Origin of the sequence: Roseovarius indicus (genome assembly GCF_008728195.1) — a bacterium.
Classification (GTDB): Bacteria; Pseudomonadota; Alphaproteobacteria; order Rhodobacterales; family Rhodobacteraceae; genus Roseovarius; species Roseovarius indicus.
Genome location: NZ_CP031598.1, coordinates 2,697,244 through 2,723,782, shown reverse-complemented (window position 1 = coordinate 2,723,782; position 26,539 = coordinate 2,697,244). Strand labels below are relative to the sequence as shown.

General features: G+C 64.6%; 25 protein-coding genes. 13 read left to right on the top strand and 12 right to left on the bottom strand.

The window, feature by feature from the left end:
- Nucleotides 1-80: 80 nt before the first annotated feature.
- The 5 genes from RIdsm_RS12870 to RIdsm_RS12850 form a co-directional block, all read right to left on the bottom strand.
- The gene (locus RIdsm_RS12870) at nt 81-758 is read right to left on the bottom strand and encodes a hypothetical protein (protein WP_057815618.1); all 678 of its coding nucleotides are present in this window, start codon (nt 756-758) and stop codon (nt 81-83) included.
- Between the two features lie 549 nt (nt 759-1,307).
- On the bottom strand, nt 1,308-2,450 hold the full coding sequence (locus RIdsm_RS12865; protein WP_057815620.1) for a trans-sulfuration enzyme family protein: 1,143 nt from the start codon (nt 2,448-2,450) through the stop codon (nt 1,308-1,310).
- Entirely contained in the window at nt 2,450-4,399 is a 1,950-nt protein-coding gene (locus RIdsm_RS12860) for an acyltransferase family protein (protein ID WP_057815621.1), read from the bottom strand. The genes RIdsm_RS12865 and RIdsm_RS12860 overlap by 1 nt, the downstream gene beginning before the upstream one ends.
- Before the next feature lie 10 nt (nt 4,400-4,409).
- Nucleotides 4,410-5,150, bottom strand: coding sequence for a maleate cis-trans isomerase family protein (locus tag RIdsm_RS12855; RefSeq protein WP_057815623.1), 741 nt, complete (start codon nt 5,148-5,150; stop codon nt 4,410-4,412).
- An 18-nt stretch (nt 5,151-5,168) separates the two neighbouring features.
- Nucleotides 5,169-6,272: an anhydro-N-acetylmuramic acid kinase gene (locus RIdsm_RS12850; RefSeq protein ID WP_057815625.1), complete on the bottom strand. Its 1,104-nt coding sequence runs from the start codon at nt 6,270-6,272 to the stop codon at nt 5,169-5,171.
- 63 nt (nt 6,273-6,335) lie between these two features.
- On the opposite strand from RIdsm_RS12850, the gene tyrS reads away from it, so the two are divergent.
- The 6 genes from tyrS (at nt 6,336) to arsH (ending at nt 10,859) form a co-directional block, all read left to right on the top strand.
- Nucleotides 6,336-7,586 carry a tyrosine--tRNA ligase gene (gene tyrS / locus RIdsm_RS12845; RefSeq protein WP_057815627.1) on the top strand — a complete coding sequence of 417 codons (1,251 nt, stop codon included), beginning with the start codon at nt 6,336-6,338 and terminating at the stop codon, nt 7,584-7,586.
- Nucleotides 7,587-7,787: 201 nt separating this feature from the next.
- Nucleotides 7,788-8,120, top strand: a complete 333-nt coding sequence (locus RIdsm_RS12840) for an ArsR/SmtB family transcription factor (protein WP_057815629.1) — start codon at nt 7,788-7,790, stop codon at nt 8,118-8,120.
- A 14-nt stretch (nt 8,121-8,134) separates the two neighbouring features.
- Nucleotides 8,135-8,650, top strand: coding sequence for an arsenate reductase ArsC (locus RIdsm_RS12835; RefSeq protein WP_057815632.1), 516 nt, complete (start codon nt 8,135-8,137; stop codon nt 8,648-8,650).
- Nucleotides 8,651-8,666: 16 nt separating this feature from the next.
- Nucleotides 8,667-9,710 carry an ACR3 family arsenite efflux transporter gene (gene arsB / locus RIdsm_RS12830; protein WP_057815635.1) on the top strand — a complete coding sequence of 348 codons (1,044 nt, stop codon included), beginning with the start codon at nt 8,667-8,669 and terminating at the stop codon, nt 9,708-9,710.
- 5 nt (nt 9,711-9,715) lie between these two features.
- Nucleotides 9,716-10,138: an arsenate reductase (glutaredoxin) gene (arsC, locus tag RIdsm_RS12825; protein WP_057815637.1), complete on the top strand. Its 423-nt coding sequence runs from the start codon at nt 9,716-9,718 to the stop codon at nt 10,136-10,138.
- Nucleotides 10,131-10,859: an arsenical resistance protein ArsH gene (gene arsH / locus RIdsm_RS12820; protein ID WP_057815639.1), complete on the top strand. Its 729-nt coding sequence runs from the start codon at nt 10,131-10,133 to the stop codon at nt 10,857-10,859. The genes arsC and arsH overlap by 8 nt, the downstream gene beginning before the upstream one ends.
- On the opposite strand, the gene aroB is transcribed toward arsH, so the two are convergent.
- Together aroB and RIdsm_RS12810 are read right to left on the bottom strand one after the other, a co-directional pair.
- Complete coding sequence (gene aroB, locus RIdsm_RS12815; RefSeq protein ID WP_057815641.1) at nt 10,856-11,968, bottom strand: 3-dehydroquinate synthase; 1,113 nt, start codon at nt 11,966-11,968, stop codon at nt 10,856-10,858. The two genes, arsH and aroB, sit on opposite strands and share 4 nt — an antisense overlap.
- Nucleotides 11,965-12,489, bottom strand: coding sequence for a shikimate kinase (locus RIdsm_RS12810; RefSeq protein WP_420854127.1), 525 nt, complete (start codon nt 12,487-12,489; stop codon nt 11,965-11,967). The genes aroB and RIdsm_RS12810 overlap by 4 nt, the downstream gene beginning before the upstream one ends.
- Before the next feature lie 147 nt (nt 12,490-12,636).
- On the opposite strand from RIdsm_RS12810, the gene RIdsm_RS30140 reads away from it, so the two are divergent.
- The 4 genes from RIdsm_RS30140 to RIdsm_RS12795 all read left to right on the top strand — a co-directional run bounded on the left by RIdsm_RS30140 (nt 12,637) and on the right by RIdsm_RS12795 (nt 16,665).
- Nucleotides 12,637-12,786: a hypothetical protein gene (locus RIdsm_RS30140; RefSeq protein WP_177228373.1), complete on the top strand. Its 150-nt coding sequence runs from the start codon at nt 12,637-12,639 to the stop codon at nt 12,784-12,786.
- Nucleotides 12,773-14,299 (top strand): hypothetical protein, encoded by a 1,527-nt coding sequence (locus tag RIdsm_RS12805; RefSeq protein WP_064259069.1) that lies wholly within the window; start codon nt 12,773-12,775, stop codon nt 14,297-14,299. The genes RIdsm_RS30140 and RIdsm_RS12805 overlap by 14 nt, the downstream gene beginning before the upstream one ends.
- Nucleotides 14,296-15,264, top strand: coding sequence for a tyrosine recombinase (locus tag RIdsm_RS12800; RefSeq protein WP_057815645.1), 969 nt, complete (start codon nt 14,296-14,298; stop codon nt 15,262-15,264). Before RIdsm_RS12805 ends, RIdsm_RS12800 begins: the two co-directional genes overlap by 4 nt.
- Nucleotides 15,265-15,357: 93 nt before the next feature.
- Nucleotides 15,358-16,665: an HlyC/CorC family transporter gene (locus RIdsm_RS12795; protein ID WP_057815648.1), complete on the top strand. Its 1,308-nt coding sequence runs from the start codon at nt 15,358-15,360 to the stop codon at nt 16,663-16,665.
- 52 nt (nt 16,666-16,717) lie between these two features.
- Here RIdsm_RS12795 and RIdsm_RS12790 read toward each other — a convergent pair whose 3' ends face one another.
- A complete protein-coding gene (locus RIdsm_RS12790) occupies nt 16,718-17,026 on the bottom strand; it encodes a hypothetical protein (protein WP_057815709.1) in 309 nt (102 codons plus the stop codon).
- A gap of 43 nt (nt 17,027-17,069) precedes the next feature.
- On the bottom strand, nt 17,070-17,204 hold the full coding sequence (locus RIdsm_RS30725) for a hypothetical protein (RefSeq protein WP_268874586.1): 135 nt from the start codon (nt 17,202-17,204) through the stop codon (nt 17,070-17,072).
- Between the two features lie 215 nt (nt 17,205-17,419).
- Here RIdsm_RS30725 and RIdsm_RS12785 point away from each other — a divergent pair, with 215 nt between their 5' ends.
- Nucleotides 17,420-19,567 (top strand): malate synthase G, encoded by a 2,148-nt coding sequence (locus RIdsm_RS12785; RefSeq protein WP_057815650.1) that lies wholly within the window; start codon nt 17,420-17,422, stop codon nt 19,565-19,567.
- Nucleotides 19,568-19,797: 230 nt separating this feature from the next.
- Nucleotides 19,798-21,045, top strand: a complete 1,248-nt coding sequence (locus RIdsm_RS12780) for an adenylate/guanylate cyclase domain-containing protein (RefSeq protein ID WP_057815652.1) — start codon at nt 19,798-19,800, stop codon at nt 21,043-21,045.
- 9 nt (nt 21,046-21,054) lie between these two features.
- Here the strand turns inward: RIdsm_RS12780 and RIdsm_RS12775 are convergent, their stop codons facing one another.
- Nucleotides 21,055-21,408, bottom strand: coding sequence for a YybH family protein (locus RIdsm_RS12775; RefSeq protein ID WP_057815654.1), 354 nt, complete (start codon nt 21,406-21,408; stop codon nt 21,055-21,057).
- A 114-nt stretch (nt 21,409-21,522) separates the two neighbouring features.
- Nucleotides 21,523-22,503, bottom strand: coding sequence for a YihY/virulence factor BrkB family protein (locus RIdsm_RS12770; protein WP_057815656.1), 981 nt, complete (start codon nt 22,501-22,503; stop codon nt 21,523-21,525).
- Nucleotides 22,504-22,865: 362 nt separating this feature from the next.
- Between RIdsm_RS12770 and RIdsm_RS12765 the strand changes: the two genes are divergently transcribed.
- Complete coding sequence (locus RIdsm_RS12765) at nt 22,866-23,789, top strand: GIY-YIG nuclease family protein (protein WP_057815658.1); 924 nt, start codon at nt 22,866-22,868, stop codon at nt 23,787-23,789.
- 104 nt (nt 23,790-23,893) lie between these two features.
- Here RIdsm_RS12765 and RIdsm_RS12760 read toward each other — a convergent pair whose 3' ends face one another.
- Complete coding sequence (locus RIdsm_RS12760; RefSeq protein ID WP_057815660.1) at nt 23,894-26,323, bottom strand: GcvT family protein; 2,430 nt, start codon at nt 26,321-26,323, stop codon at nt 23,894-23,896.
- Nucleotides 26,324-26,539: the final 216 nt, after the last annotated feature.

The following is a 26,539-nucleotide window of genomic DNA, read 5'->3' as shown; positions in this document are numbered from 1 at the left end:
ATTTCCTCAAGTTTGAAAGGGTTGGCGGCATCCGGTCCGGGGGCCGGCCCGGACACCTCGGTAAAGCCGGAAACCGGGTCTCAGTTCGGCGACTGCTTGGTGTAGGCGGTGTTGTTGTTGCCGCTCTGGGTGATGCTGGCCATCTGGTTGTTGCCTTGCTGCCAGACGTTGCTGTAGTTCGAGTTGCCCGACTGGATCAGGGTCACGTCACAGCTGGTGCAGGCGCCCGGGCGGCCGTTCACGCCGAAATCCCCCGAGAGGATCAGGAAATCGTTGGCGTTGCCGCTCTGGCGCGCCATCAGAACGTTGTCGCGGCCCACCTGGCGTGCGTTGCCGCTGTTGTTGTTGCCGCTCTGCGTGATGTCGGCGAGGTGCTTGTCGCCGTTCTGGCGAATGAAGCCCAGCGTGTTGTCATTGCCGCTCTGGCGAATGAACATGTCGCTGTGGTTGCCGCCATCCTGCTCAAGCCGGATGGCCTGGTTGCGGTGGCCCGGCTGGGTCACGTCCATGACATGATCGTCGCCGTCCTGGATGGCGCCCTGCAACCGTGCAGGGTTGCTCGATGCGCCGATGACGTTGTCACTGCCGCTCTGAGTGAACGTCATGTCGTTGTAGATGCCCGTCTGCGTGGCAGGATGCGCAGCGTTGCCGATCTGGTTGTTGTTACCCGACTGCGTCACGAAGATCTCGTTGTTATCCGCGTAGGCAACAGTCGACAGGGCCGCGCAAAGCGCGGCAGAAGCAAGAATACGTTTCATTGGTCACCCCCCAAAGGTGTCTGGTCAAAATTGACGAGCGGCTCCCCCAGCAGCCTTAAAATCGCCACATTCGAGCCATCCCGGAGCCATTATTACGTCACAATCTGATACTCAGCAAAACATTAAGCAAAAAAAAGACGCTGAAATTGAAAGATTTGGTCGCTCCATGACTTTCAAATTGAGAGTTATTTCCAAGATGGTTCAGGCGTTGAACAGTACGAATCCGCACAATTTTGGTTAATTCTTAACGACTTGGCCTGATCCTTTCCTCGGCCCAGGGGCCGCAACCCGGTCGCCGGGAGGCCTCGAAAAAAATTCGCCTTCAACGGGCGCCGGCCCACCAGAAAGCCGTATCGAATGCCACAATTCCGCCGCCATTGATTATCATTTGGAGACAATAAGCGATCACCTCAACTTAAGGTGGTCGAGCAACCTAGAATCACAGCCGCTGATTTCAGTCATTTTGAAAGGATACGCGCGGGTGCGCCGCCCGGTAGCGCCCATTTCAATGTATCAAATAGATAATATGCGAGCCGGGTAGGACGGCCCCTACCCCCGCAGCGCCTGGTCGAGATCCGCCATCAGGTCGCCCGCATCCTCGATCCCCACCGACAGCCGCAGCAGGTTGCCGGGGATGCCCGTATGCGGCTCGATCGTCGCCCGGTGCTCGACAAGGCTCTCCACCCCGCCCAGCGACGTCGCCCGATGGATGAGCCGCATCCGCCCCGCCACCGCCAGCGCCTCCTCGGCGCCGCCCTTCACCAGCACCGACATCAGGTAGCCGAAGCCACCTTTCATCTGCGCCGCCGCCAGCCCGTGCGACGGATGATCCGGCAAGCCGGGGTACAGCACCCGCTCCACGCATTCATGCGCCGCCAATTCCTCGGCCAGCACCTGTGCGCTCCGGCACATCCGCTCCATCCGCAGGGGCAGCGTCCGCATCCCCCGCATCAGCAGCCACGCCTCGAACGGCCCCAGGATCGCGCCGGCCGCCTGCCGGTCGGCACAGATCGCCCGCCATGTCACCGTCCCGGCATCCCGGCACGACAACACGCCCGCCAGAACATCCGAATGCCCGTTGATCGCCTTCGTTCCCGAATGCATCGAGATATCGGCGCCCAGCTCCAACACCCGCGTCAGAACCGGCGTCGCCGCCGTCCCGTCCACCGCCAGCAGCCCGCCCCGGTCATGGGTCAGCTTGGCAATCGCCCCGATATCCGACACCCGAAGCCACGGGTTCGACGGCACCTCGATCCACACCAGGTCCGCCTTCTCCACCAGCGCCTTGCGGATGGCCAGCGGGTCGGCCGCGTCGACCTCCTCCAGCCGGATATTCCGCCGCGCGCAGAACTCCCTGACCCAGGCCGTCACACCCCAGTAGATGCCCGATTGCATGACCACCCGCGCGCCATCCGGCAAGGTCCGGAACAGTGCCGCCACCGCCGCCATCCCCGACGGGAACAGCCGCGTCTCCGCCGCGCCTTCCAGCTGCCGCAGCACCTCCTCGGCCTGCAACACCGTGGCATTGTGATCCCGCCCATAGCTGCCGCCCGACATGAGCGCATAGCTCTCATCCCGCCGGAACGTCGTCGCCGGCTGCACGCCCGGCACCACGCCGCCATGCTCGCCATCCACGGCCCCGGCCGCCCGCGCGGCAATCGTCGCCGGATCGAGAGGTTTGTCGTCACGCATCACTGGCCCTCCGTCTCAAGCGCCGCATCCACCGCCTGCAGCAACAGGTCGTTCCCCCGCGGCCCCAGGTGCACGTTGTCGATAAAGAGCGGCACGTCCTCCACCTCATGGTGACAGACCGTATCGTTACAGAAAAGCTCCGCCGGCGCGACATGCACCGCCCCGTTTTCCTCCGCGGCTTGCCGCACGGCCTCCACCGTCCGCCCCGTCCGGCTTTCGAACTGTTCCACCGTCAGGTTCAGCGGCTCCGACCCGAACCGCATCGTCCGCAGCATGGATTTCGGCACCGATGTCGGAAATTCCGGCACATGGTTGATCACGATCACCCGGTGCTTCTCCGCCACCCGTGCGACCGCCGCGCTCAGGCTCTCGGCGAACAGCGGGAAATTCTCCTCCGCCGCACTGCCATCCGGCCCCAGCAACGCCACCTGCCCCGACCGGTCACCGCGATGCCCATAACCTTCCGCATAGAACGACCACCGCGCGAAGAGAAACACATCCATAGGCGGCGCGCTCTCCAGGTACTCGAAAATCCGGTCATTGAAGGCAATGCAATCCGGCTTCGTCCCGGCCCCCGAAAGCGGCGCACAGGCCGCCTTGGTGATCATGTAGCCCGCTTGGTCATGCTCTTCGCCATAAGCATCGAACGCCTCGAAAGCCGAATTCGCCATGCTGTCACCCCAGAGCACGTAAGCAGGCTCTTCGCCCTCGACCCCCAGCGTGCAGAACGTCTCGGGGCTGTCCTGCCCCCAGCACGCATCCCACCCCGGGTGCACATTCATCACCTCGGCCTTCAACGCCTCCAGCCGCGCATCCTCGCCCGCGCCCGCCTTGCCGGGCTGGTACATCAGGTAAACCGCCAGCCCGAGCAGCACCAAAGCCTGCCCGGCGAACAGCATGTAGAGCCGCTTTTTCCCTTCACCCCGCACCGAAATCCGCCGCACCGGCATCTCGACGAAATGATACGACACCGCCCCCAGCGCCAGCGAAACCAGCACCAGCACCGCCCGGATCTCGTCGGTCAGCGTCACGCCATAGTACAGCGCCCCCACGATCACCGGCCAGTGCCACAGGTACGTCCCATAGGAAATCCGCCCGATATAGGCCATCGGCCGCACCGCCAGCGCTTTTGCCACCCAGCTATGCCCAGGCGCCGCGAACGCGATCAGCACCACCGTCCCCAACACGGGCAACACCGTCGCCCACCCGGGATACAGGTAGCTCGCATCGAGAAACTTCACCGGCACCACCACCAGCGCCAGCCCCACCAGCGGCATGAGCGGCAGCTTCGCCGGAATGAGCCTGTGATAGGTCACGAGGAAGATCAAGCCGCCCGCCGCCAGCTCCCACACCCGGAAGCTCGACGCGAAAAACCGCTCCTCCCGGTCATAGATCAGATCCCCCGAAAACAGCGTCAGCGCCAGCGACACCACGAACAGCACACTCAGCAGCCACGCAAACGTCACCCGGTTGCGGCGCGTCAGCAAAATGAGCATCGGCAGCACGATATAGAACTGCTCCTCAATCGACAGCGACCAGGTGTGCAGAAACGGGTTCTCATGCGCGGGCGTCGAGAAATATCCAACCGAATTCAAAAGGTTGTAGTTGTTCGTGAAGGTGATCGACCCCAGGAACCCATCCGCCACCACGCCCATCTCCGAGCGCAGGAAGAACGCGTTCGCCAGAAGCGCCGTCACCAGGAAACACAAGGCATAGGCCGTCGACAGCCGCCGGATCCGCCGCGCAAAGAACTCGGTCACCGAATAGGTGCCCGCCTCCAGCCGCATGTAGGTCTGCCCGCAGATCAGGTAGCCCGACAGCACGAAGAAGATATCGACGCCCACGAAGCCGCCCGTCATGTCCGGATACCCGACATGGAACAGCACCACGCTCAAGACGGCAATGGCGCGCACGCCGTCGAGTTCCCTGCGGTAGGCCAGATCGCTCATCTCGGTAATCTCACGCAGCTTCGCGGCCGAACAACCGCCCCGGCCCCCAGCCAACCGCCGGCTGCCCCGCCAGCGTCAGAAGCCGCCACAGCAGTGCGGAATTCGAGCTGATCACCGGAATACCCAGCTCCGCCTCGGCCGCATCGAGGATCCCGAAGGTCCGCAGATTGGTGCAACTGGTGAACACCGCCTCCACCCCCGGCTTCCGTGCCGCCTCGACAATCGCCCGCCGCGTGCTCGCCTCGGTGATCCGCGCCACCGTCCGGTCTTCCTTCTGGCCGAAACTGAAGTCGCTCACCGTCTCGACACCATGCGCCGCCAGCGCCTCGCGCATCGGCCCGGTCACCTCTTCCACGTAGGGCGTCACCATCGCGATCCGGCTCATCCCCAGTTCACCCAACGCGGCCACCACCGAACTCAGCGGATTGGTCACCGGCACGCCCGGATGCGCCATCTGCACCAACGCCTCGACCCTTTCCGACCCGATGATCGTCGCGCCCGACGTACAGGCATAGGCCACCCCGTCCAGCCCCTGCGGCAACAGTGCCGCGGTCGCCGTCATCTCGCCCGCCATGGTCGCCAGGTCCTCGGGCGTCACATCCGCCCTTGCCGGAATGCGCGTGTGCAGAAGGTTCACCTCCCGCCCCGCCAGCACCTGCCGCGCCTCGTATTCCAGCGTCTCGTCCGTGCTCAGCAGGATCAACCCCAGCCGCAGCCCCGCCCCGGCCCCCTGATCGAGTTCATACGTCATCCCGTCCCCTTCGACCGGCTAATCCGTGCCCTCCGGCCGGCTGATCGTGCCGCCGCACACCGCCGCGCGCACCCCCGTCGTGCCCGGGCCCGAGGTCGGCCGCCCCCTTGCCACGCGCACCGCGAGATAGGCAAACGCCTGCGCCTCCAGCATGTCCCCGTCAAGCCCGGCCGCCTCGACCGGCTCCACCGGGCAATCCAGCGCCACCCGCAACATTTCCATTAGCACCGGATTATGCCGCCCGCCACCCGTGACAAGCAAGCGCTCGGGCGGCTCCGGGCAATGCTCCATACCCCGCAGCACCGCGGCGGCACTCATCCCCGTCAGCGTCGCCACCGCATCGGCATCGCTCAACTCGTTCACCAATCCGATCATGTCGGAAAATTCGTTACGGTCCAGAGACTTGGGCGGCATTCTTGAGAAATACGCGTCGTCAAGGAACAACTCCAGCGCCCCGTCCTCCACATGCCCCCGCCGCGCCAGCGCGCCATCCTTGTCATAGGGCAGCCCCCGCCGCCGCATCATCACGTCATTGATCGGCGCATTCGCGGGACCGGTGTCAAACGCCAGCAAAGCCCCCTCCGCCTCCGGCCTGTCCTTGCGCGGGTCTACCCATGTCAGGTTCCCCACGCCCCCGAGGTTCAGGAAACACAAGGGCCGCTCCGCCCCGATCCACTTCGCACAGGCAAAATGAAAGAACGGCGCCAGCGGCGCCCCCTCGCCGCCCAATTCAACATCAGCGCTGCGAAAATCCCACACCACCGGCACGCCCAACGCCTCCGACAGCGCGGCGCCATCGCCGATCTGATACGTCCCCCGCTCCCGCGGCTCATGCGCCAGCGTCTGCCCGTGAAACCCCACCAGCTGCGCCCCCTCGAACCGCGACAACAGCTCGGCATGGGCCATCTGCACCACCGCCTCGGCCTCGGCCACATCCTCGCCCGGCCACTTGCCCAACGCCCCCGCCAGAACCGCCTGCTCGCCCTCCGAATAGCCCCGGTAATCCGACGCCCCGAAGGCAAAGATCTCCTCGCCATCGGTCTCGACCATCGCCGCGTCGACCCCGTCAAGCGACGTTCCCGACATCGCCCCGAGCGCCCATATGCGCCCCGCCTTCAACATGCTCTTTTCCTTCGCCCGAACCATGCCTATACATGCCGCGCGAAAAACCCGGGAACAAGCCATATGACCTACCACCCCAAATCGGACTTCATGACCATCATGATCGAGCGCGGCTTCCTCGCCGACTGCACCGATTACCAGGGCCTCGACGAGGCGCTGAGTGCGGGCGTGGTGCCGGCCTATATCGGCTTCGACGCGACCGCGCGCTCGCTTCACGTGGGCTCGCTCATCCAGATCATGATGCTGCGCTGGCTGCAGAAGACCGGCGGCAAGCCGCTGACCCTGATGGGCGGCGGCACCACCAAGGTGGGCGACCCCTCCTTCCGCGCCGACGAACGCCCGCTGCTCGACGATGCCGCCATCCAGGCCAATATCGACGGCATCCAGCAGGTCTTCGCGGCTTATGTCGACTACAACGACAGCCCCACCGGCGCGCTGATGCTCAACAACGACGAGTGGCTCAGCGACCTGAAATACATCCCCTTCCTGCGGGATATCGGCCGGTATTTCTCGGTCAACCGGATGCTCAGCTTCGAATCGGTGAAATCCCGGCTCGACCGCGAACAGTCGCTCAGCTTCCTCGAATTCAACTACATGATCCTGCAGGCCTACGACTTCCTCGAGCTGAACCGCCGCTACGGCTGCCTGCTCCAGATGGGCGGCTCGGATCAGTGGGGCAACATCGTCAACGGCATCGACCTCACCCGCCGGGTGATCGACACCGAGGTCTTCGGCCTCACCTCGCCGCTCCTGACCACGGCCGACGGCCGCAAGATGGGAAAAAGCGCCGATGGCGCGATCTGGCTCAATGCCGAGATGTGCTCGCCCTACCAGTTCTGGCAGTTCTGGCGGAACACGATGGATGCCGACGTGGGCCGCTTCCTCAAGCTCTACACCGAGCTGCCGATCGAGGAATGCGAGCGGCTGGGCGCGCTGGCCGGGTCCGAGATCAACGACGCCAAGATCATCCTCGCCAACGAGGTGACGACCCTGCTGCACGGGGCCGAGGCGGCACAGGCCGCAGAGGCCACCTCGCGCGAGGTGTTCGAAAAGGGCGGCGTGGGTGACGACCTGCCCACCGTGACGCTCACCGCTGCCGATATCGGCGAGGGCATCGCCAACACGGCGCTCTTCGTGAAGGCCGGGCTCAGCCCCTCCGGCAAGGAAGCCAAGCGCCTCTTCGCCAGCGGCGGCGCCAGCATCAATGACGAGGTGGTGAAAGAGCCGCGCCTGATGACACCCGACGAGTTTGCGGGAGACCTCAAGCTTTCCGCCGGCAAGAAGCGCCACGCCTTGGTGAAGATCGCCGGCTAACCAGTGACGGTGTCGGAATTTTCAAAAAATTCCGACCCGTTTTCTTTTCAAGAAAACGCCCCCACGCCCACCACCGCCACTCGGAATTTCCACAAATTCCGAGCCCGGAAAATACGCATTTTCCGGCCCCGTTTTCCGCGCGGAAAACGCCCCTAAACATCTCCGTTGACTCACCTCCAATATATCAATACTTCCTGATATATGGATAAGACTCACGCCCTCACCGCCTTCTCGGCCCTGTCCCAGCCCACAAGGCTCGACGTCTTCCGCCTGCTCCTCAAGGCGGGCGAAACCGGCATGGCCGCCGGCGAAATCTCCGACGCGCTCGGCGTCCGCCAGAACACCATGTCCGCCAACCTTTCCGTCCTCCATCAGGCCGGCCTCGTCCGGAATGAACGGCAAGGCCGCTCGATCCGCTACTTCGCCGATCTCGACGGCACGCGCGGCCTCTTGGGCTTCCTGCTCGAGGATTGCTGCGGCGGAAACCCCGACCTCTGCCAGCCCCTGATCTCCAAACTCGCCTGCGCCTGCTAAAGGAGGCCCCTCCAATGCCCGACGATCGCAAGAATGTCCTTTTCCTCTGCACCGGCAATTCCGCCCGCTCGCTCATGGCCGAAGCCATCATCGAACGCGAGGGCCTCGGCAAATTCCGCGGCTTCTCCGCCGGCTCCCAGCCGAAAGACGCGCCCCACCCGCGCACCATCGCCCTCCTGCAGCACCTCAACCACGACACCTCCGCCATCCGTTCCAAAAGCTGGGAAGAATTCGCAACGCCCGACGCCCCGCAGATGGATTTCGTCTTCACCGTCTGCGATCAGGCCGCGTCCGAGCCCTGCCCCATCTGGCCCGGCCAGCCGATGAGCGCCCATTGGGGCGTCCCCGACCCGGCCGCCGCCACCGGCACCGAGGCCGAGATTGCCTTCGCCTTTTCAGATGCTTACCGGATGCTCCGCAACCGCATCTCGATCTTCGTCAACCTGCCCATAGCCCAGCTCGACCGGCTCTCCCTCCAGAAAGAGCTCGACCGCATCGGCCAGACCCAGAACGACACAACCCCCGCCTGACCGCCAAGGATCCGACATGACCGACACAGAATTCTCCGCCAAGGACAGCGGCCTTGGCGTCTTCGAACGCTACCTCTCCGTCTGGATCGCGCTCGCCATCATCCTCGGCATCGCCATCGGCGCCATCGCCCCCGGCCTCGTCGAGGCCGTCGCATCGGCCGAGGTCGCCTCGGTCAACCTCGTCGTCGCCGTCCTGATCTGGGCGATGATCTACCCGATGATGGTCGGCGTCGACTTCAGCACCATCTCGGGCGTCGCCAGACAGCCCAAGGGCCTGATCGTCACGCTCATCGTCAACTGGCTGATCAAGCCCTTCACCATGGCCTTCCTAGCCGTCCTCTTCTTCGAGTACATCTTCGCGCCGTGGATTTCGCCGCAAGACGCCGCGCAATACACCGCCGGCCTCATCCTGCTGGGCGCCGCCCCCTGCACCGCCATGGTCTTCGTCTGGTCTCAGCTCACCCGGGGCGACGCCACCTACACCCTCATCCAGGTCTCGGTGAACGACATCATCATGGTCTTCGCCTTCGCCCCCATCGTGGCCTTCCTCCTCGGCGTCACCGACATCACCGTGCCGTGGCAGACGCTCGTCACCGCCACCATCCTTTACGTGGTCCTGCCGCTCGCCGCGGGCCTTCTCACCCGCCGCATCCTCGGCTCGAAACAGGCGATCGACGCCTTCACCGCCCGCATCAAACCGTGGTCAATCATCGGCCTCATCGCCACCGTGGTCATCCTCTTCGGGCTTCAGGGCGAGCTGATCCTCGCCAACCCCTTCGTCATCGCCCTCATCGCGGTGCCGATCCTGATCCAGAGCTACGGCATTTTCGCGCTGGCCTATGGCGCGGCCTACGCCCTGCGCGTGCCGCACCGCATCGCCGCCCCCTGCGCGATGATCGGCACCTCGAACTTCTTCGAACTGGCCGTCGCCGTGGCCATCAGCCTCTTCGGCCTCAACTCCGGCGCAGCCCTGGCCACCGTGGTGGGCGTGCTGGTCGAGGTGCCCGTGATGCTCTCGCTCGTGGCCTTCGCCAACCGCACGCGTGCGAAGTTCGCCTGACCGCCATGGCCGTCGTCATCCACCACAACACCGCCTGCGGGACGTCGCGCAACGTCCTGCAGATCATCCGCGACGCAGGCTATGACCCAACCGTCATCGACTACCTCGAGACCGGCTGGACCCGCCCGCAGCTCCTCGCCCTCTTCGCCGCGGCCGGCCTCACCCCGCGCACCGCGCTGCGCACCACAAAATCCCCGGCCGAGGAGCTGGGCCTCCTCGACCCTGCGGTCAGTGACGATACCCTCCTCGACGCCATGCTCACCTACCCCGTGCTCGTGAACCGACCCATCGTTTGCACCCCCAAGGGCGTCCGCCTCTGCCGCCCCTCGGAAACCGTGCTCGACCTGCTGGAAACCTGGCCCCAGGGCCCCTACACCAAGGAAGACGGAGAGCTCATCCTGACCACCGAAGGAACCCGCCTTGCCTGACAATACCACCCCGAACCTCGTGAGCTCCGCCTTCGAACCCATTGACGAGATAAAACTTTTCCCATCCGAGCACCCCACCCACGCGCCCCGCATCCTCCTCCTCTACGGATCCCTGCGCAAACATTCCTATTCCCGCTTCGCCGCCGAGGAAGCCGCCCGCATCCTCACCCGCCTCGGCGCCGAGTGCCGCACCTTCAACCCCTCTGGCCTGCCGCTGCCCGACGACGCCGACACCACGCATCCCAAGGTGGCCGAGCTACGCGACCTCGTCATGTGGTCCGAGGGCATGGTCTGGTCCACCCCCGAACGCCACGGCTCCATGACCGGCATCATGAAAACGCAAGTGGACTGGATCCCGCTGGCCCCCATCGGCGGCATCCGCCCCACGCAAGGTAAAACGCTGGCGGTGATGCAGGTCTCCGGCGGCTCGCAAAGCTTCAACGCGGTCAACCAGTTGCGCATCCTCGGCCGCTGGATGCGCCTTCTCACCATCCCCAACCAGTCCTCGGTCGCGAAAGCCTGGGACGAGTTCGACGAAAACGGCCGCATGAAACCCGGCCCGTTCTACAACCGCCTCGTCGACGTGATGGAAGAGCTGATGAAATTCACCCTGCTGACCCGCGGTCAGAGCGGCTATCTCACCGACCGCTACTCCGAACGGGTGGAAAGCCTGGAAGACCTGTCGAAACGGGTAAACATGCCGAAAGCCACCGGCGGCTAACGCGCGTCGAGCGCCTCCTGCAACAGCCCGCGCACCATGTCGCGGTCCACGCCCGAGGTCACAAAGGCGTCCCCGATCCCGCGCGCAAGGATGAACCGCAGCTTGCCATCCACCACCTTCTTGTCCTGCGCCATCAGGTCGAGCAACCCATTCGCATCCGGCAATTCCCCCGGAATATCAGACAGATCGACCTTCATCTTCATGTCGCGCAAATGCGCACGAACCCGGCTCGGTTCCTCCTGCGAACACAGTCCCATGCGCGACGACAGCTCGAACGCCAAGGCACAGCCAATCGCCACCCCTTCGCCATGCAACAGCCGGTCGGAATACCCCGTCGCCGCCTCCAGCGCATGACAGAAGGTATGGCCTAGATTGAGCAACGCCCGGTCGCCCTGTTCCGTCTCGTCCCGCACGACAATCTCGGCCTTCATCTCGACCGATCGCCGCACCGCGTGAATCCTTGCCGCCTGATCCCCGCCGGCAGCAGATGAACCTTGCGTCTCAAGCCATTGAAAGAACTCCGAATCCCCCAACAGCCCGTATTTGACAACCTCGCCATAGCCTGCCAGGTAATCCCGCTCCGTCAGCGTCGACAACACGTCCGTATCCGCCAGAACCAGCGATGGCTGGTGAAACGCCCCGATCAGGTTCTTGCCCTGCGGCGCGTTGATCCCGGTCTTGCCGCCCACCGAACTGTCGACCTGCGCCAGCAGGCTCGTCGGCACCTGCACGAACCGCACGCCCCGCCGCAGCACGGCCGCCGCGAAGCCCACCAGATCGCCGATCACGCCCCCGCCCAACGCCACGACCACGTCGCGCCGCTCCACCTTCTGCTCCAGCAGCCATTCCACCGTCCGCTCGAACTGCGGCCAGCCTTTCGTGCTCTCCCCGGCCGGCAATGTCAGCGAAACGGCGGAAATCCCCTCCGCCGCCAGACCGGCCTCCAATGCCTTCAAATGCAGCGGCCCCACGTTCTCATCCGTGACGATCGCCACCCGCTTCCGCGCCAGCAACGGCCCCACCAACGCCCCCGACCGCGCCAGCAAACCGGGGCCAACGTGAACGTCATAGGCCCGCTCGCCCAGGGGCACATGCACGATCTCGGTCATTCGATCTCCTCCAGCACATCCGGCCGCGTCAGCAACGTTTCCACCACCTTGCCGGCCATCGTCTCGATGGCATAATCCGACCGCGCCTTCACCGAAAGATCGGCCGTCGCATAAACAGGCACACGCGCCTCATAGAGCGCCTTCAGCGTGGCATGAGGTTTATCCGTGCGCAGTAACGGCCTGGTATCCTTGTGTTTTACCCGGTTCCACAACAGCGGCAACTCGGCATCCAGCCACACCGACACGCCCTTTTCCGAAATCAGCGCCCGGTTCCGCTCCGACAGGAACGCGCCACCCCCGGTCGACAGGATCCCCCGCCGGTTTTCCAACAGCCGGTTGATCACCTGCGTCTCGCGGTCCCGGAAAAAGGATTCGCCGTCACGGGCGAAAATCTCGGCAATCGACATGTTCGCCGCCTGCTCGATCTCGGCATCCGAATCGAGGAAAGGAACCTCCAGCCGCGCGGCAAGCGCTTTTCCGACCGCGGTCTTGCCAGCCCCCATCATACCCACCAGAACCACGGTCTTGTGTAGTTTCCAATGCCTTACGGCGGCCAATGCTCGGCGCTCCCCTGCCAATAACCAAATCGTTTGCACTGAATGACGTGATCTTGTTCAAAAGGCCAGCTATAAAGTCGACAACGAACAGACCTACGAGCAAGAGGCAAAATGGCGCGCCTGATCAAGTGGCTTTTCTACCTGGCCGTGTTGGCCTTCCTGGCCCTCGTGGCCTACGCCTATATCGGGCCGTTCTTCGGCGCGGATTTTTCTCCGCCCGAGGAAGAGATACGTCAGGAAATCATTCTTGAGACCGAATAGCCTCTCCCTCGCCGTCCTGCTGACACCGGGGCTGGCGCTGGCGGAGGAGCCGCTTTCGGCCATCGACTGGCTCAACCAGCCGGCCCCGGTCAGCGTGGCCCAGCCGCTGCTGCAACCGCTGGTGAACCCGCCGGTGACCGAAGGCGTCACCGTGCCCGACGTCACCGTCATGGCGCTCGACGACGTGCAGCCCGACGCGGTGGGCCTGCTGCCCTCCAGCACCACGGGCCTGCCCGCCTCGCTCTGGCAGGCCAGCGCCACCGACACGATCGTGGCCCAGATGTCGCGGCTGGGCGACACGCCCCTGCCGGCGATCCAGGCGCTCTACTACACGCTGCTGCTGGCCGAAGCCGAACCGCCCGCCGACGCCGCCGAGAATGCCCGCTTCCTGCGCGCCCGGCTCGACGCGCTGCGCAAATACGGCGCGGTCGACGCGGCGCTGGCACTGGTGGAGCGCGCGGGGGCCGACACCCCGCTCCTCTTCGACGCGTGGCTCGACCTCGCGCTTCTGAAGGGCACCGAGGATGACGCCTGCCGCGCCCTCGCCGACACCCCCGACCTGTCGGACAGCTACGCCAAGCGGATCTTCTGCATCGCCCGCGCCGGCGACTGGTCGACCGCGGCCCTCACCTACGACACCGCCAACGCCATCGGCGCGCTCGACGCCCACGAATCGGCGCTGCTGGCCCAGTTCCTCGACCCCGAGTTCGCCGAGGCGAACGAGATGCCGCCGCCCCGCACCATGACCCCGCTGCTGTTCCGCCTCTACGAGGCCAGCGGCATGCCCCTGCCCACCCGCAACCTGCCGCGGGAATATGCCGTGGCCGACCTGCGCGGCACCATGGGCTGGAAGGCCGAGGTCGAGGCGGCCGAACGCCTCGCCCGCACCGGCGCCCTGCCCGCCAACCGCCTGCTCGGCCTCTATACCGACCGGCGGCCCGCCGCATCGGGCGGGGTCTGGGAACGGGTCCGCGCGGTGCAGGAATTCGACGCGGCGCTCGAATCGAACGACCCCAAGGCCATAGCCGAAGAGCTGCCCGAGGTCTGGCGCCTGATGCGCGCCAACGACCTCGCCGTCGTCTTCGCCACGCTCTACGGCGAACGGCTCGCCGCGCTCGACCTGCCCGCCGCCGCCGATCTCGCCCACGAGATCGCGCTGCTCTCGCCGGTCTACGAAAGCGCCGCCCGGGCCACGGGCCCCCGGACCCGCCGCCTCGACTTCCTCGCCGGGGTCGCCAAGGGCGCACCCGACGAGGCCGGCGCCGCCGCCGGCACCGAATCCGCCATCGCCCGCGCCTTCGCCGCCACCGAGGTGCCCCCCGACCATGCCGGCCCCCTGAACGAGGGCCGCCTCGGCCAGGCCATCCTCGCGGCCGCCATGCAGCTTCAATCCACCCGGCCGGGCCAGATGCGCGACCTGGAATCCTCGCTCGCCACGCTCCGCATCGTCGGGCTGGAAGACGTGGCCCGCCAGGCGGCCCTCCAGATCCTCCTCCTGTCGGAGGCGGGATGACCCCCGGCCGCGGCTGGATCGAGCCCTTTCTCGAAGCGCGCGCGGCGGAGCTGGGGGCAGCGGCCAACACGCTCGCCGCCTACCGCCGCGACCTCGACGATTTCACCGGCTGGCTCGACCGCAAATCCCTCGGCCTCGACAGCGCCACGCAAACCGACATCGAAACATACCTCGTCGACCTCGACGCCCAGGGGCTGGCCACCGCCACCCGCGCCCGCCGCCTCTCGGCCATCCGCCAGCTTTATGTCTTCGCCTTCGAGGAACGCCTGCGCGAGGACAACCCCGCCGCCCGCATCAAGGGGCCGGGCCGCTCCCAACGCCTGCCGAAAACCCTGTCGGAATCCGATGTCGACCACCTGCTCGACGCCGCCCGCCGCGTCGGCCGGAATGACCCCGACCGGGCCCGCAACACCTGCCTGATGGAACTGCTCTACGCCACCGGCATGCGCGTCACCGAACTGGTCTCGCTGCCGGTCTCGGCGGCGCGCGGCGACCCGGAAATGCTGCTCGTCCGCGGCAAGGGCGGCAAGGAACGCATGGTCCCCCTCTCCGCCCCCGCCCGCACCGCGCTCACCGACTGGCTCGCCCTCCGCGACCGCGCCGAAGATGCCGCCCGCGCCGAGGGCAAACCCGCCTCCGCCTTCCTCTTCCCCTCGCGCGGCAAGCTCGGCCACCTCACCCGCAACCGGTTCTACCTGCTGGTCAAGGAAATGGCCGTCGCCGGCGGCGTCTCTCCGGCCAAGGTCACGCCCCACACGCTGCGCCACGCCTTCGCCACCCATCTGCTGGCCCACGGCGCCGACCTGCGCGCCATCCAGGTGCTGCTGGGCCACGCCGATGTCGCCACGACCGAGATCTACACCCACGTGCTCGACGAACGCCTCCGGTCACTGGTCGAAGACCACCACCCGCTGGCCAAGGCCGCCGCCGCCCGCACCAAGGGGGAGCCCCCGGCAGGCGACTAAACCGCACCATGGCGTACATTGCGACCCGATGATCCCTTGAACGCTGTCCGCCAAAACCCCATAACCCGAGAGGCTTTAAGGAAAACGACCTGAATGGAACCCTCATCTTCGCTGCTCGACGCCGCCTTCTGGATCACGGGCACGTCTATCCTCGCCCTCCTCGTCCTCTCGGCCTTCTTTTCGGGCAGTGAAACGGCCCTCACGGCCGCCTCCCGCGGCAAGCTGCGCGCCCGCGCGGACAAGGGCGAAAAGGGCGCCGCCAAGGCGCTCGAGATCACCGAGGACAATGAACGCCTGATCGGCTCCGTCCTGCTGGGCAACAACCTCGTCAACATCCTCGCGGCCTCGCTCGCCACGGCACTCTTCACCCGCATCTTCGGAGAAAGCGGCGTGGCACTCGCGACCCTCGTGATGACCCTCCTCGTGCTGATCTTCGCCGAGGTGCTGCCCAAGACCTACGCCATCACCAACGCCGAGGCCGCGGCCGCCCGCACCGCGCCCATCATCACGCTGGTCATCTCCATCTTCTCCCCCGTCGTCTCGGCGGTCCGCGTCTTCGTGCGCATGGTCCTCAGCCTCTTCGGCGTCAAGATCGACCCCGACAGCCACATCCTCGCCGTGCGCGAGGAAATCGCCGGCGCGCTCTATCTCGGCCATTCCGAAGGCGTCGTCGAAAAGGAAGACCGCGACCGTATCCTCGGCGCGCTCGACCTCGGCGACCGCGCGGTGGAAGAGATCATGCTCCACCGCTCCGGCATCGAGATGATCGACGCCGAGCTCGAGCCGCAGGCGATCCTCGACCAGTGCCTCAAAAGCAGCCACACCCGCCTGCCCGTCTACCGCGACGACCCCGACAACATCATCGGCGTCGTCCACGCCAAGGACCTCCTGCGCGCCATGTACAAGCTGGTGACCGAAGGCGGCCTGTCGGACGAGGTGCTGAAGAATTTCGACATCACCGACGTGGCGATGAAGCCCTATTTCGTGCCCGAAACCACCACGCTCGACGACCAGATGCGCCAGTTCCTGCGCCTGCGCACCCATTTCGCGCTGGTGGTCGACGAATACGGCGTCCTGCAGGGCCTGATCACCCTGGAAGACATCCTCGAGGAAATCGTGGGCGAGATCGCCGACGAGTTCGACCCCGACGCCGACCACCCGATCCGCCGCAGCGACGACAACCAGTTCCTCGTCGACGGCGCCATGACGCTCCGCGACCTCAACCGCGCCACCGACTGGAACCTCCCCGACGACGAGGCCAACACCGTCGCCGGCCTCGTCATCCACGAGGCCCAGATCATCCCCGAGGTGAACCAGGTCTTCAACCTCCACGGCTTCCGCTTCGAGGTCATGGCCAAGGACGGCAACCGCATCACCAAGCTGAAGATCCGGAAGTTGTAGAGGCGGTGGGTCGAAGCCGCACGCGGAACCAACGCAAGTCGCGCTTTTACGCTCAGGGGTGCGGCTCACGTACTTGGTAGCCGTATTGGTTCAATCGGCGGCGAGCGCGCTTCAACTCATCAGCCGTGAAGAGCTCCTGCCACTCTCGTGTTTCGAGCACCATCGCCTCAACGGTCAAGTCGAGACGACCAAGTTCGTAAAGAGCGGTATAACCGTCGCTTGGCTGCGGAGAATTAATGAGTGTCTTTGCGGTTGCCAGCCCGCCCCTTTCAGTGATCATGCGAAGAAAGATATTGGCGGGGTATCCTGCCTCCTCTTTCGCGCGCTTGTAGATATTGAACATTGCCTGATCGAAAGTCATTGGGCACCTCTCTGGCAATGAGAGGTTATCCATAAACAAGGTTTCAAGCAATCGACTGCCAAGCACCGATGCGACGGGACGCCGATTCGATCTTCCAAGCATGATCGGCATAGTTTATCGCCGCCGTTGGAACGTCGCCCCATGTGACGATAATTGTTTTTTGCTCGGCGCGGGTCATCAAAACCCTCACGGCTGACACGCGTTTGACCCCAAGCCCGAAGGCGCGATATCTCGGCATCGAAGCGCACCGGCCCGAGCGGGGCTCCCCTTGGTCACCATAAAGCGATCCCTTTCCCTAACCAGATCGCCCCGTCCCGACAATTTTTCCATTGGGCCCGGTCCTATTTGCATGCCATTGTATGCCCGAGCGGAGGACAAGCGGAGGAGCGCAACGTGGTGGAACGTATCGAAAAGCATGGCCTGCAGGTGGCCGCCGAACTGGCCCGGTTCGTCGAGGACAAAGCCCTGCCGGGCACCGGAGTCGCGGCCGATGACTTCTGGTCCGGCTTCGCCGCCCTCGTCACCGACCTCGCGCCGAAGAACAAGGCCTTTCTCGACCGGCGCGACGAGCTGCAAAGCCAGATCGACGAGTGGCACATCCGCCACCGCAACCAGCCGCACGACCACGAGGCCTACAAGCAATTCCTCTCCGAGATCGGTTACCTCGTCGAAGACGGCCCCGATTTCGAGATCGAAACCACCAATATCGACCCCGAGATCGCCCTCGTCCCCGGCCCCCAGCTCGTCGTGCCGATCACCAACGCGCGCTACGCGCTCAACGCCGCGAACGCCCGCTGGGGCAGCCTCTACGATGCGCTCTACGGCACCGACGCCATGGGCACGCCCCCGCCCCCGGGCGGCTATGATCGCGGCCGCGGCGCCCGGGTCGTGGCCCGCGCCCGCGTCTTCCTCGACAGCTTCTTCCCCCTCGACGGCACCAGCCACGCCGATGTCCGCCGTTACCACGTGCAGGACGGCGCCCTGCTTGTCGATGACCGCCCCCTCGCCGACCCCTCGAAATTCGCCGGCTACCGCGGCAACCCCAAAGCGCCCGACGCGATCCTGCTGCGCAACAACGGCCTGCATGTCGAACTGATCTTCGACCGCGCCCATTTCATCGGCTGCCGCGATCAGGCGCTGCTGGCCGATGTCCGCATCGAAAGCGCCGTCTCGGCCATCATGGATTGCGAGGATTCCGTCGCCTGCGTCGATGCCGAGGACAAGGTGCTCGCCTATTCCAACTGGCTGGGCCTGATGCAGGGCACGCTGGAAGCCAAGCTCGACAAGGGCGGCAAGTCCCTCACCCGACGCCTCGCCGACGACCGAAGCTTCACCGCCCCCGACGGCAGCGCGCTGACCCTCAAGGGCCGCGCGCTGATGTGGATCCGCAACGTCGGCCACCTGATGACCAACCCCGCCATCCTCGACGCCCAGGGCAACGAGATCCCCGAGGGCCTGATGGATGCCGCGATCACCACGCTCATCGGCATGCACGACCTCACCCGCGACAGCGGCAACTCCGTGCACGGCTCGATCTACATCGTCAAACCCAAGATGCACGGCCCCGACGAGGTCGCCTTCACCGACGAGATCTTCACCCGTGTCGAAACCTTCCTCGGCCTGCCGCAATACACCGTCAAGATCGGCGTGATGGACGAGGAACGCCGCACCTCCGTCAACCTCAAGGAATGCATCCGCGCCGCCAAGCACCGCGTCGCCTTCATCAACACCGGCTTCCTCGACCGCACCGGCGACGAGATCCACACCAGCATGGAAGCCGGCCCCTTCAGCCGGAAGGATTTCATCAAGCGCAAGGCCTGGATCGGCGGCTACGAGAACCAGAATGTCGATATCGGCCTCGAATGCGGCCTTTCCGGCAAGGCCCAGATCGGCAAGGGCATGTGGGCCATGCCCGACAAGATGGCCGCGATGATGGAACAGAAGATCGAGCACCCCAAATCCGGCGCCAACTGCGCCTGGGTGCCCTCGCCCACCGCCGCCACGCTGCACGCCCTGCATTACCACATGGTCGACGTCTTCGCCGTACAGGATCAGCTCAAGGCCGGCGGCCGCCGCGCCTTCGTCGACACGCTGCTCGACATCCCCACCGCCAGCTACCGCAAGTGGTCCGACGAACAGATCGTCAAGGAGGTCGAGAACAACGCCCAGGGCATCCTCGGCTATGTCGTCCGCTGGGTCGACCAGGGCGTCGGCTGCTCCAAGGTGCCCGACATCAACGACGTGGGCCTCATGGAAGACCGCGCCACCTGTCGGATCAGCTCGCAACACATCGCCAACTGGCTGCATCACGGCGTCATCAGCCATGACGCGGCGATGGCCGCCATGAAGAAGATGGCCGAGGTGGTCGACCGCCAGAACGCCGACGACCCCGCCTACCGGCCGATGGCCCCCGATTTCGACGGCATCGCCTTCCAGGCCGCCTGCGACCTCGTCTTCAAGGGCCGCGAACAACCCTCGGGCTATACCGAACCGGTCCTCCACCAACGCCGGCTGGAATTGAAGGCGTCGCAAGCCTCCTGACCTTTCGGGGCACGCCCCGGCCCGCCGGGGCGCGCCGCTGGTCTGCCGCGCCGCCTTGGCTGCACCCAGCAGAAGAATGCGGCTCGACGAAATCGCCTTCCGGCCTTACGCTACGGAAACCCGTAACAGTATGCCAGTCACGGAAGGTCCCGCCTTGCCCCGTGTTGACCGACACGCCCTGTTGTTACCCGACAGCCCCCGTGCGCCGCGGGTCCGCCCTGCCCATGCGAATGGGTAATCTCATAAATCGCCTGCTGCTGCGGTTCGCCGATGATCGCCTCGAAAAGGAATTCGCCCGGGATTACGTCGAACGCTTCGTGCCCCAGCTTCAGGTCGCCCTGGGCCTGACCTTCATTGTCCTGATTAGCGATATCGCCGTCGACCGCTATCTCTACGCCACCGAATCCCTGCGCGCGAACTACGTCCGGGGCTTTGTCGTTCTGCCCTGTATCGCGCTGGCCCTCGCCCTGACCTTCGTCCGCTTCGTCCGCGCCTACCTGGAGCTGCTGTTCTCCGTTATCATCCTGATCGGGTCGGCGGGGCTGTTCTGGGCCCTGCTGCTTCTCGACCGGGATGGCGGGCTCGGCCTGACATCGGGCGCCGGCATCATCAACTACGTGTTCGTCATCCTGCTGCTCTTCCTGATTTCCGGGGTCCGTTTCGAAATCGCGCTCTGGACGGGGGTCCTCGTCACCGGCGTGTTCCTCTGGTTCGCCGCCCATGACGGTGCCCTGCAAGACACCGAATTCTATGCCTACAGCTATCACATCGCCTCGATGTTCCTGCTCAGCGCGTTTCTCGGCTACTGGCGCGAATGGTTCGTGCGGCTGGTCTACCAGTTCAACGTCAAGCTCGACCACGAACGCGCCCGCACCGAAAGCATGCTGCACGAGCTGATCCCCGAACGGATCGTCACCGCCCTGAAAACCCGCACGCCGCCCATCGCCGAACCGATCGGCGAGGCCACCGTGATCTTCGCCGATATCCATGGCTTCACCGGCCTGACCAACCAGCTGGGCCCCGAACACCTGCTCGAGGTGCTCGACAAGCTGTTCGGCGCCTTCGATTCCGCCACCGACGCCCACAAGATCGACAAGGTGAAGATCATCGGCGACTGCTACATGGCCGTCTCTCCCTCCACCTCGGGCAAGGACGCGGCCTTTCGCGCCATCGAATGCGGCATGCTCTGGCAGGACTCCACGAAGGCGATCGGCGATGCCCTCGATATCCCCCTCGAGCTGCGCATCGGGGTGCATACCGGCTCCATCATCGGCGGCGTCATCGGCTCGCGGCGCTGGGCCTATGATTACTGGGGCAACACCGTCAACATCGCCAGCCGCATCCAGACCGCGGCCGATCCCGGCGAAATGCTGCTCTCGAAAATCACCTACAATCGCATCCGGCCCGATATCGGCGACCTGCCCAGCCGCGAGGTCGACCTGCGCGGCATCGGCAAGATGACCTGCTACAGCTACTAGCCGCCTGACCTACCGCCGCGGGATCTCCGCCTCCGCCTGGATCAGCCAGACGCCATCGGTGCCCTTCACCGCCACCAGCATAACGTCCGAGCCGGTGCCGTCCGACAGCACCGCCTGGCGCGAATAGGCCATCCACCCCGATACCGTGATACTGCGCACATGCAGCGACCACTTCTTCACGCCGACCAGAAACAGCTCGTCATGCAGATCCCGGATCGCCGCCCGCCCCCGCACCGGCGCCATGGCGCTGGCCACGTATTCGGCATCCTCGGCATAACAGGCGGCGCAAGCGCCCGAATCCCCGCTCTGCAAAGCCGCCTCGTAGCGTTGAAACAGGTCCATCAGGTGGTCATGGTCTGACATCACGAGCTCCCCACGGTACGCTGGATACCATTGCCCATGGTGAATTCCCGGCCCGCACCTGTCTACGAAAATTTACACTTTCTCGTGACGCCCCGACCGATACCGCGCCTCCCTTCAGCGCTCCCGGTCGTTCAATACCGCAGGCCCCAGCCCCTCGGGATAGGTATCCGCCTTGATCGCCCCGCGTTCCCCCTCGGGTTTCGGCGGCCCGGTGGTGGTGTCGCGCCGCGTCTGGTGCTCGATCTCGGCGTTCAGCTTCGCCCCGGCCAGCACGATGAACGACGACAGCCACAGCCATGTCAGCAGGATGATCACCCCGCCCAGCGTGCCATAGGTCTCGTTGTAGCTGGCGAAATTCTGGGTGTAGAGCGAGAACCCGATCGTGCCGATCATCCACAGGATCATGGCCACCACCGCGCCGGGGCTGATCCACCGCCACCGCGCCGGCGTGCGCGCCGGCCCGAACCGGTAGAGCACCGCCAGCCCCAGGATCGCCAGCACCGCCAGCACGGGCCATTGCAGCCAGGTGATCGCCGTCTCCATGGCCCCCGACAGGCCCAGGAACCCGACCACCGCCGGCAGCACGATCATGAAGACAAGCGCCGTCAAGAGCCCCACGATGATCACCACCGTCAGCGCCACGCCGGTGGCATAAAGCCTGACGAAGCCCCGCGTTTCCCGCTCGCCATAGGCGATGTTCATCCCCTCCATCAGCGTCATCATCCCCCGCGTCGCGCCATAGATCGCCAGCAGGAGACCCAGGATCGCGGCAAAGCCCGTGGCCTTCTCGTCGCCGCCGGTGACCTTCAGGATCTGGTCCTCGATGATCGCCGCCGCCTCCTGCGGCAGCATCGTGACATACACCTCCAGCTGGCTCGCCACATCCGCCGGGTCGAGCAGAACGCCCGCGATGGAAATCAGCGCCACCACGGCCGGAAAGATCGCCAGCAGCCCGAAGAACGCCACGCCGGCCGCGACCACCGACAGGTGATCGGCGGGAATGCCGGCAATCAGCCTCCGGCAGATATCCCACCACCCGCGCCGCGGTATCTCGACCGGATGAGTGGCCGCCTGGCCCCGGGGTTTGGTTGGCATGCTCGTGCTCCTCCAAGGTGGTCCCTTACGTAGAAGAACGCTCAGGCAGGTCAAAAGATCGGGGGGATCGGGGAATTTTTTGCAGGGTGGATTGGCGGCACCGGCTACATCCCCGACGGTCATTGCATCCCCCTGCGCGGAATCAAGGGCGAAGCCCGCCGCGCATCGGGGGGCCGCCCCGACGGCACGGCGATTTCGCAGATGGAGCGCCACGCGCGAAGGATGGACGTCCGGCAGCCATAAACTGCCCCTCACAGACGTCGGTTCGCCGCACCACGGCCCGACGATGCGCGGCTTGTCACCGGCGACGTTCATACGCTCCCTTCAAGCCAGAAACCTACAACATCTGAAAAAGCCTCTGCATGAATTGCCAACCGTCGCACTTTTCGAACCTTTTCCATCAAAGTGGTATCGCCAGCTACCAAGGTGCAAAAAACTTGATAGACTTTGATACCACTCTGGAAATCGGAAACATCTGGTGGCGTGACATGAAGCGACTTGCTGACATCGGCTTTGAGAAAATCGGACGATGGGTGTTGGTCAAAGACCAAATCGACTTCGAATTGACGAATTTGGCAAATGCCGAGCGAGTTCTTTACGCTTTCATTTCCAATGACGACGTTTTGTATATCGGCAAGACTGGTCGGGCACTGAGGAACCGGATGTACAACTACAAATACCCCGACCCAACTCAGTCGACGAACATCAAGAATAACGCGAACATCCGAGAGGCTCTCTGCAACGGCGGGCTGGTGGAAATCTGGGCGCTGGCTGACCGAGGTCAGCTTCAAGTCGGCGAATTCAAAATCAATATGGCTGCGGGCCTTGAAGATGATCTTATCACTAAACTTAGGCCACCTTGGAACGGCAGACAGATTGCTTCGCGCACGGCGTCGCCCGAGAAGCCGAAATCAGCGAATGCGGCCCTCGATCTGGAGCCTCCGGATATGAATCTAGACACTGCCAATCCGAAGGCATTCGAGCAAAGTGGTGATCGGTTCGAGTTCACGCTCCACAAAACTTACTATGACCAAGGGTTCTTCAACGTAATTGTTGCCTATGAAAGCCTTTTCGCGAGGGATGGTGCACTCATCGAAATCCGGCTTGGTGCCGGCAGAGAATCCGTCCAGGGGCGTGTGAACCGAACTGCAAATACCAACAACACGCCCCGAATAATGGGAGGCCGGGAACTACGAGATTGGTTCCAGCGAAACTTCAAGATCAATGGGCTAGTTCAGGTGGACGTGCTGTCCAAGACAACAATCTGGATTCACAGACCGAATTAGTCTGCCGCTGTTTCCGTTCAATCCAGCGGCAGACTTGTCCCTGCAGCCACCCCAAACAGGCCGGGGTCTCCCCCGACCCGCATCCATTTCCCTAACTCAACCCCTCAAGCCCGCAGCTTCTCCCCCTTCGGGTCAAACGGCGGTTCCTCAAGGATCCGCCCCTTGTGCGGCTGTCCCAGCACCATCACCTCGACCTCGTCGCCGGGCGCTGCCGTGCCGCTCTTGATATACCCAAGCGCCAGTGACATCCCCACGGTATAGCCATAGGTCCCCGACGTGACCCGCCCGATCCCCTTGCCATCCTTGAAGATCGGCTCGCCCCCGGTGGCATCGGCGTTCGAGGCCGTCACCGCCTCTTCGTCGATATGCACCAGCACCAGCGTCTCGCGGGTGGGCTCGGCCATCACCTTCTGGGCCGCGTCCTTGTTGAGGAAGTCCTTCTGCATCTTGCAGAGCGGCCCCAGCCCCACCTCGTGCGGATAGTATTCGGGCGAGTATTCCCGGCTCCACGAGCCATACCCCTTCTCGATCCGCATCGACATCAGCGCCCGCGCGCCCACCGGCCCGCCGCCAAACTCCTTCGCGGCGTCCAGAAGCGCCCGGTAAAGCTTCTCCTGGTCCTCCGTCTTGCAGTGCAGCTCCCAGCCCAGATCGCCCGTAAAGCTCACCCGAAGCGCCAGGCACCGCACGCCCGCAATGTCGATCATCTTCGACCGCATGAACGGGAAATCCTCGGTCGCCAGCGACGTGTTCGTCATCCGCTGCAATATCTCGCGCGACTTCGGCCCCGCCACGTTGAACCCGCACATCGCCTCGGTCATGCTCTCGAACGTGGTCCCCTCGGGCAGCGGCACCATGTCGTAGAACCGTTTCTGATAGCGCTCCGCCATCCCCGATGACACGACCCAGAACTCGTCCTCCTCGACCCGTGTCACCGTCGCATCCCCGGCAATCCCGCCGCGCTTGGAAATCAGCGGCGTCAGGCACGACCGCCCGACAGACTTCGGCATTTTGTTCGCAAACACCGCGTTCAGCCAGTCCTCCGCCCCCGGCCCCTTCACCCGGTACTTGGCGAAGTTCGAGATATCGATGATCCCGGCCCTTTCCCTCAGCATCCGGCATTCCTCGCCAACAGGCCCCCACCAGTTCTGCCGCACGAACCCGTTCGTATCCTTCGCCCCCGGCTCGCCCGCGAACCACTGCGGATGCTCCCACCCGTAGTTGAGGCCAAACACCGCCCCCATCTCCTTCTGCAACCCGTAAACCGGCCTCGTCCGCAACGGCCGCCCCGCCGCCCGCTCCTCGTTCGGATAGTGAATGGCAAACCGATGCGTATACACATCCTCCACCTTCGCCATCACGAACTTCCGGTCATTCGCCCACAGGCCGAACCGCGCGATATCCCAGGGGAACATGTCATACTGCATCTCCCCCTCCACGATCCACTGCGCCACCATCAGGCCCATCCCGGCCGATTGCGAGAACCCGGGAATGATCCCCCCGCACATGAAGTAATTCTTCAGCTCCGGCACCGGGCCCAGGATCACGTTCGAATCCGGCGACCAGATCATCGGCCCGTTGATCACCCGCTTCACCCCGGCCTCCGCCGCCGCCGGCACCCGGTCCATCGCCCGCATCACGTTCTCCATGATCCGCTCGAGGTCATCGGGAAACAGGTCATGCGCGAAATCGAGCGGCGTCCCATCCTCCGCCCAGAACCGCATGTCCCTCTCATAGGCCCCGATCAGCAAGCCCTTGCCTTCCTGCCGCAGGTAATACTCGCCATCCCGATCCGCGACCGACGGCAACCGCCGCCCCATCTCCTCGATCTCCGGCATGGTCTCGGTCACGAAATACTGGTGCTCCGTCGGCTGCAGCGGCACCTCGATGCCGGCCAGCTTCGCCACCTCCCGGCCCCAGAGCCCGGCCGCATTGATCACCCACTCCGTCTCGATATTCCCCTTCGGCATCTCCACCACCCAGCTTCCGTCGGGCTTCTGAACCGTCCCCGTCACCGGCGTGAACCGGTAAATCTCGGCCCCCTTCTGCCGCGCCCCCACCGCATAGGCATTGGTCACGCCCGACGGGTCCACGTTCCCCCCGTCCGGCTCCCACATGATGCAGCGGATGCCGTCGAAATTCACCAGCGGATGCTTCTCCTCCGCCTCCTCCCGGCTGATCTCGAAGAAGTTCATCCCGTAAAGCTTCGCCTTCGCCGCCTGCAGCTTGAGCTGATGCTCCCTGTTCTCCGTCTGCGCGAGGTAGAGGCTCCCGGGCTGGAACACGCCACAGCTCTGCCCCGTCTCCTCCTCAAGCTGCTTGTAGAGGTTCATCGTGTAATGCTGCAGCCGGGAGATATTGGCACTGTCATGCAGCCCGTGGATGTTCGCCGCCGCGTGCCAGGTCGAGCCGCTCGTCAGCTCGTCCCGCTCCAGCAGAACCACGTCCGTCCACCCCAGCTTGGTGAGGTGATAGAGGATGGAGCATCCGATAACGCCGCCGCCGATCACGACAGCCTGAGCATGGGTTTTCATGTATCGTCCCTTGAACCTGGTTTCAGCGGCCAGCCTGACACCGTTTGCGGGCGCCATGAATGCCGGTTCCCGACATCATTCGTCGGTCGGGGGCCATTGTCGTTTCGTTTTGCGTCAGGGAATTACGGTTTGCGGCAGGGGTGGGGTGTGGCCACGCCCGAGGCGCACACCCGCGCGGAATCAAGGCCGAAGGCCGCCGCGCATCGCCCGCTGGCC

Excerpts from the sequence above, each read along its gene's own strand:
- RIdsm_RS12870 (WP_057815618.1), bottom strand. The coding sequence starts at position 758 with ATGAAACGTATTCTTGCTTCTGCCGCGCTTTGCGCGGCCCTGTCGACT.
- RIdsm_RS12865 (WP_057815620.1), bottom strand. The coding sequence starts at position 2,450 with ATGCGTGACGACAAACCTCTCGATCCGGCGACGATTGCCGCGCGGGCG.
- RIdsm_RS12860 (WP_057815621.1), bottom strand. The coding sequence starts at position 4,399 with ATGAGCGATCTGGCCTACCGCAGGGAACTCGACGGCGTGCGCGCCATT.
- RIdsm_RS12855 (WP_057815623.1), bottom strand. The coding sequence starts at position 5,150 with ATGACGTATGAACTCGATCAGGGGGCCGGGGCGGGGCTGCGGCTGGGG.
- RIdsm_RS12850 (WP_057815625.1), bottom strand. The coding sequence starts at position 6,272 with ATGTTGAAGGCGGGGCGCATATGGGCGCTCGGGGCGATGTCGGGAACG.
- tyrS (WP_057815627.1), top strand. The coding sequence starts at position 6,336 with ATGACCTACCACCCCAAATCGGACTTCATGACCATCATGATCGAGCGC.
- RIdsm_RS12840 (WP_057815629.1), top strand. The coding sequence starts at position 7,788 with ATGGATAAGACTCACGCCCTCACCGCCTTCTCGGCCCTGTCCCAGCCC.
- RIdsm_RS12835 (WP_057815632.1), top strand. The coding sequence starts at position 8,135 with ATGCCCGACGATCGCAAGAATGTCCTTTTCCTCTGCACCGGCAATTCC.
- arsB (WP_057815635.1), top strand. The coding sequence starts at position 8,667 with ATGACCGACACAGAATTCTCCGCCAAGGACAGCGGCCTTGGCGTCTTC.
- arsC (WP_057815637.1), top strand. The coding sequence starts at position 9,716 with ATGGCCGTCGTCATCCACCACAACACCGCCTGCGGGACGTCGCGCAAC.
- aroB (WP_057815641.1), bottom strand. The coding sequence starts at position 11,968 with ATGACCGAGATCGTGCATGTGCCCCTGGGCGAGCGGGCCTATGACGTT.
- RIdsm_RS30140 (WP_177228373.1), top strand. The coding sequence starts at position 12,637 with ATGGCGCGCCTGATCAAGTGGCTTTTCTACCTGGCCGTGTTGGCCTTC.
- RIdsm_RS12800 (WP_057815645.1), top strand. The coding sequence starts at position 14,296 with ATGACCCCCGGCCGCGGCTGGATCGAGCCCTTTCTCGAAGCGCGCGCG.
- RIdsm_RS12795 (WP_057815648.1), top strand. The coding sequence starts at position 15,358 with ATGGAACCCTCATCTTCGCTGCTCGACGCCGCCTTCTGGATCACGGGC.
- RIdsm_RS12790 (WP_057815709.1), bottom strand. The coding sequence starts at position 17,026 with ATGACTTTCGATCAGGCAATGTTCAATATCTACAAGCGCGCGAAAGAG.
- RIdsm_RS30725 (WP_268874586.1), bottom strand. The coding sequence starts at position 17,204 with ATGACCCGCGCCGAGCAAAAAACAATTATCGTCACATGGGGCGACGTT.
- RIdsm_RS12780 (WP_057815652.1), top strand. The coding sequence starts at position 19,798 with ATGGGTAATCTCATAAATCGCCTGCTGCTGCGGTTCGCCGATGATCGC.
- RIdsm_RS12775 (WP_057815654.1), bottom strand. The coding sequence starts at position 21,408 with ATGTCAGACCATGACCACCTGATGGACCTGTTTCAACGCTACGAGGCG.
- RIdsm_RS12770 (WP_057815656.1), bottom strand. The coding sequence starts at position 22,503 with ATGCCAACCAAACCCCGGGGCCAGGCGGCCACTCATCCGGTCGAGATA.
- RIdsm_RS12765 (WP_057815658.1), top strand. The coding sequence starts at position 22,866 with ATGAATTGCCAACCGTCGCACTTTTCGAACCTTTTCCATCAAAGTGGT.
- RIdsm_RS12760 (WP_057815660.1), bottom strand. The coding sequence starts at position 26,323 with ATGAAAACCCATGCTCAGGCTGTCGTGATCGGCGGCGGCGTTATCGGA.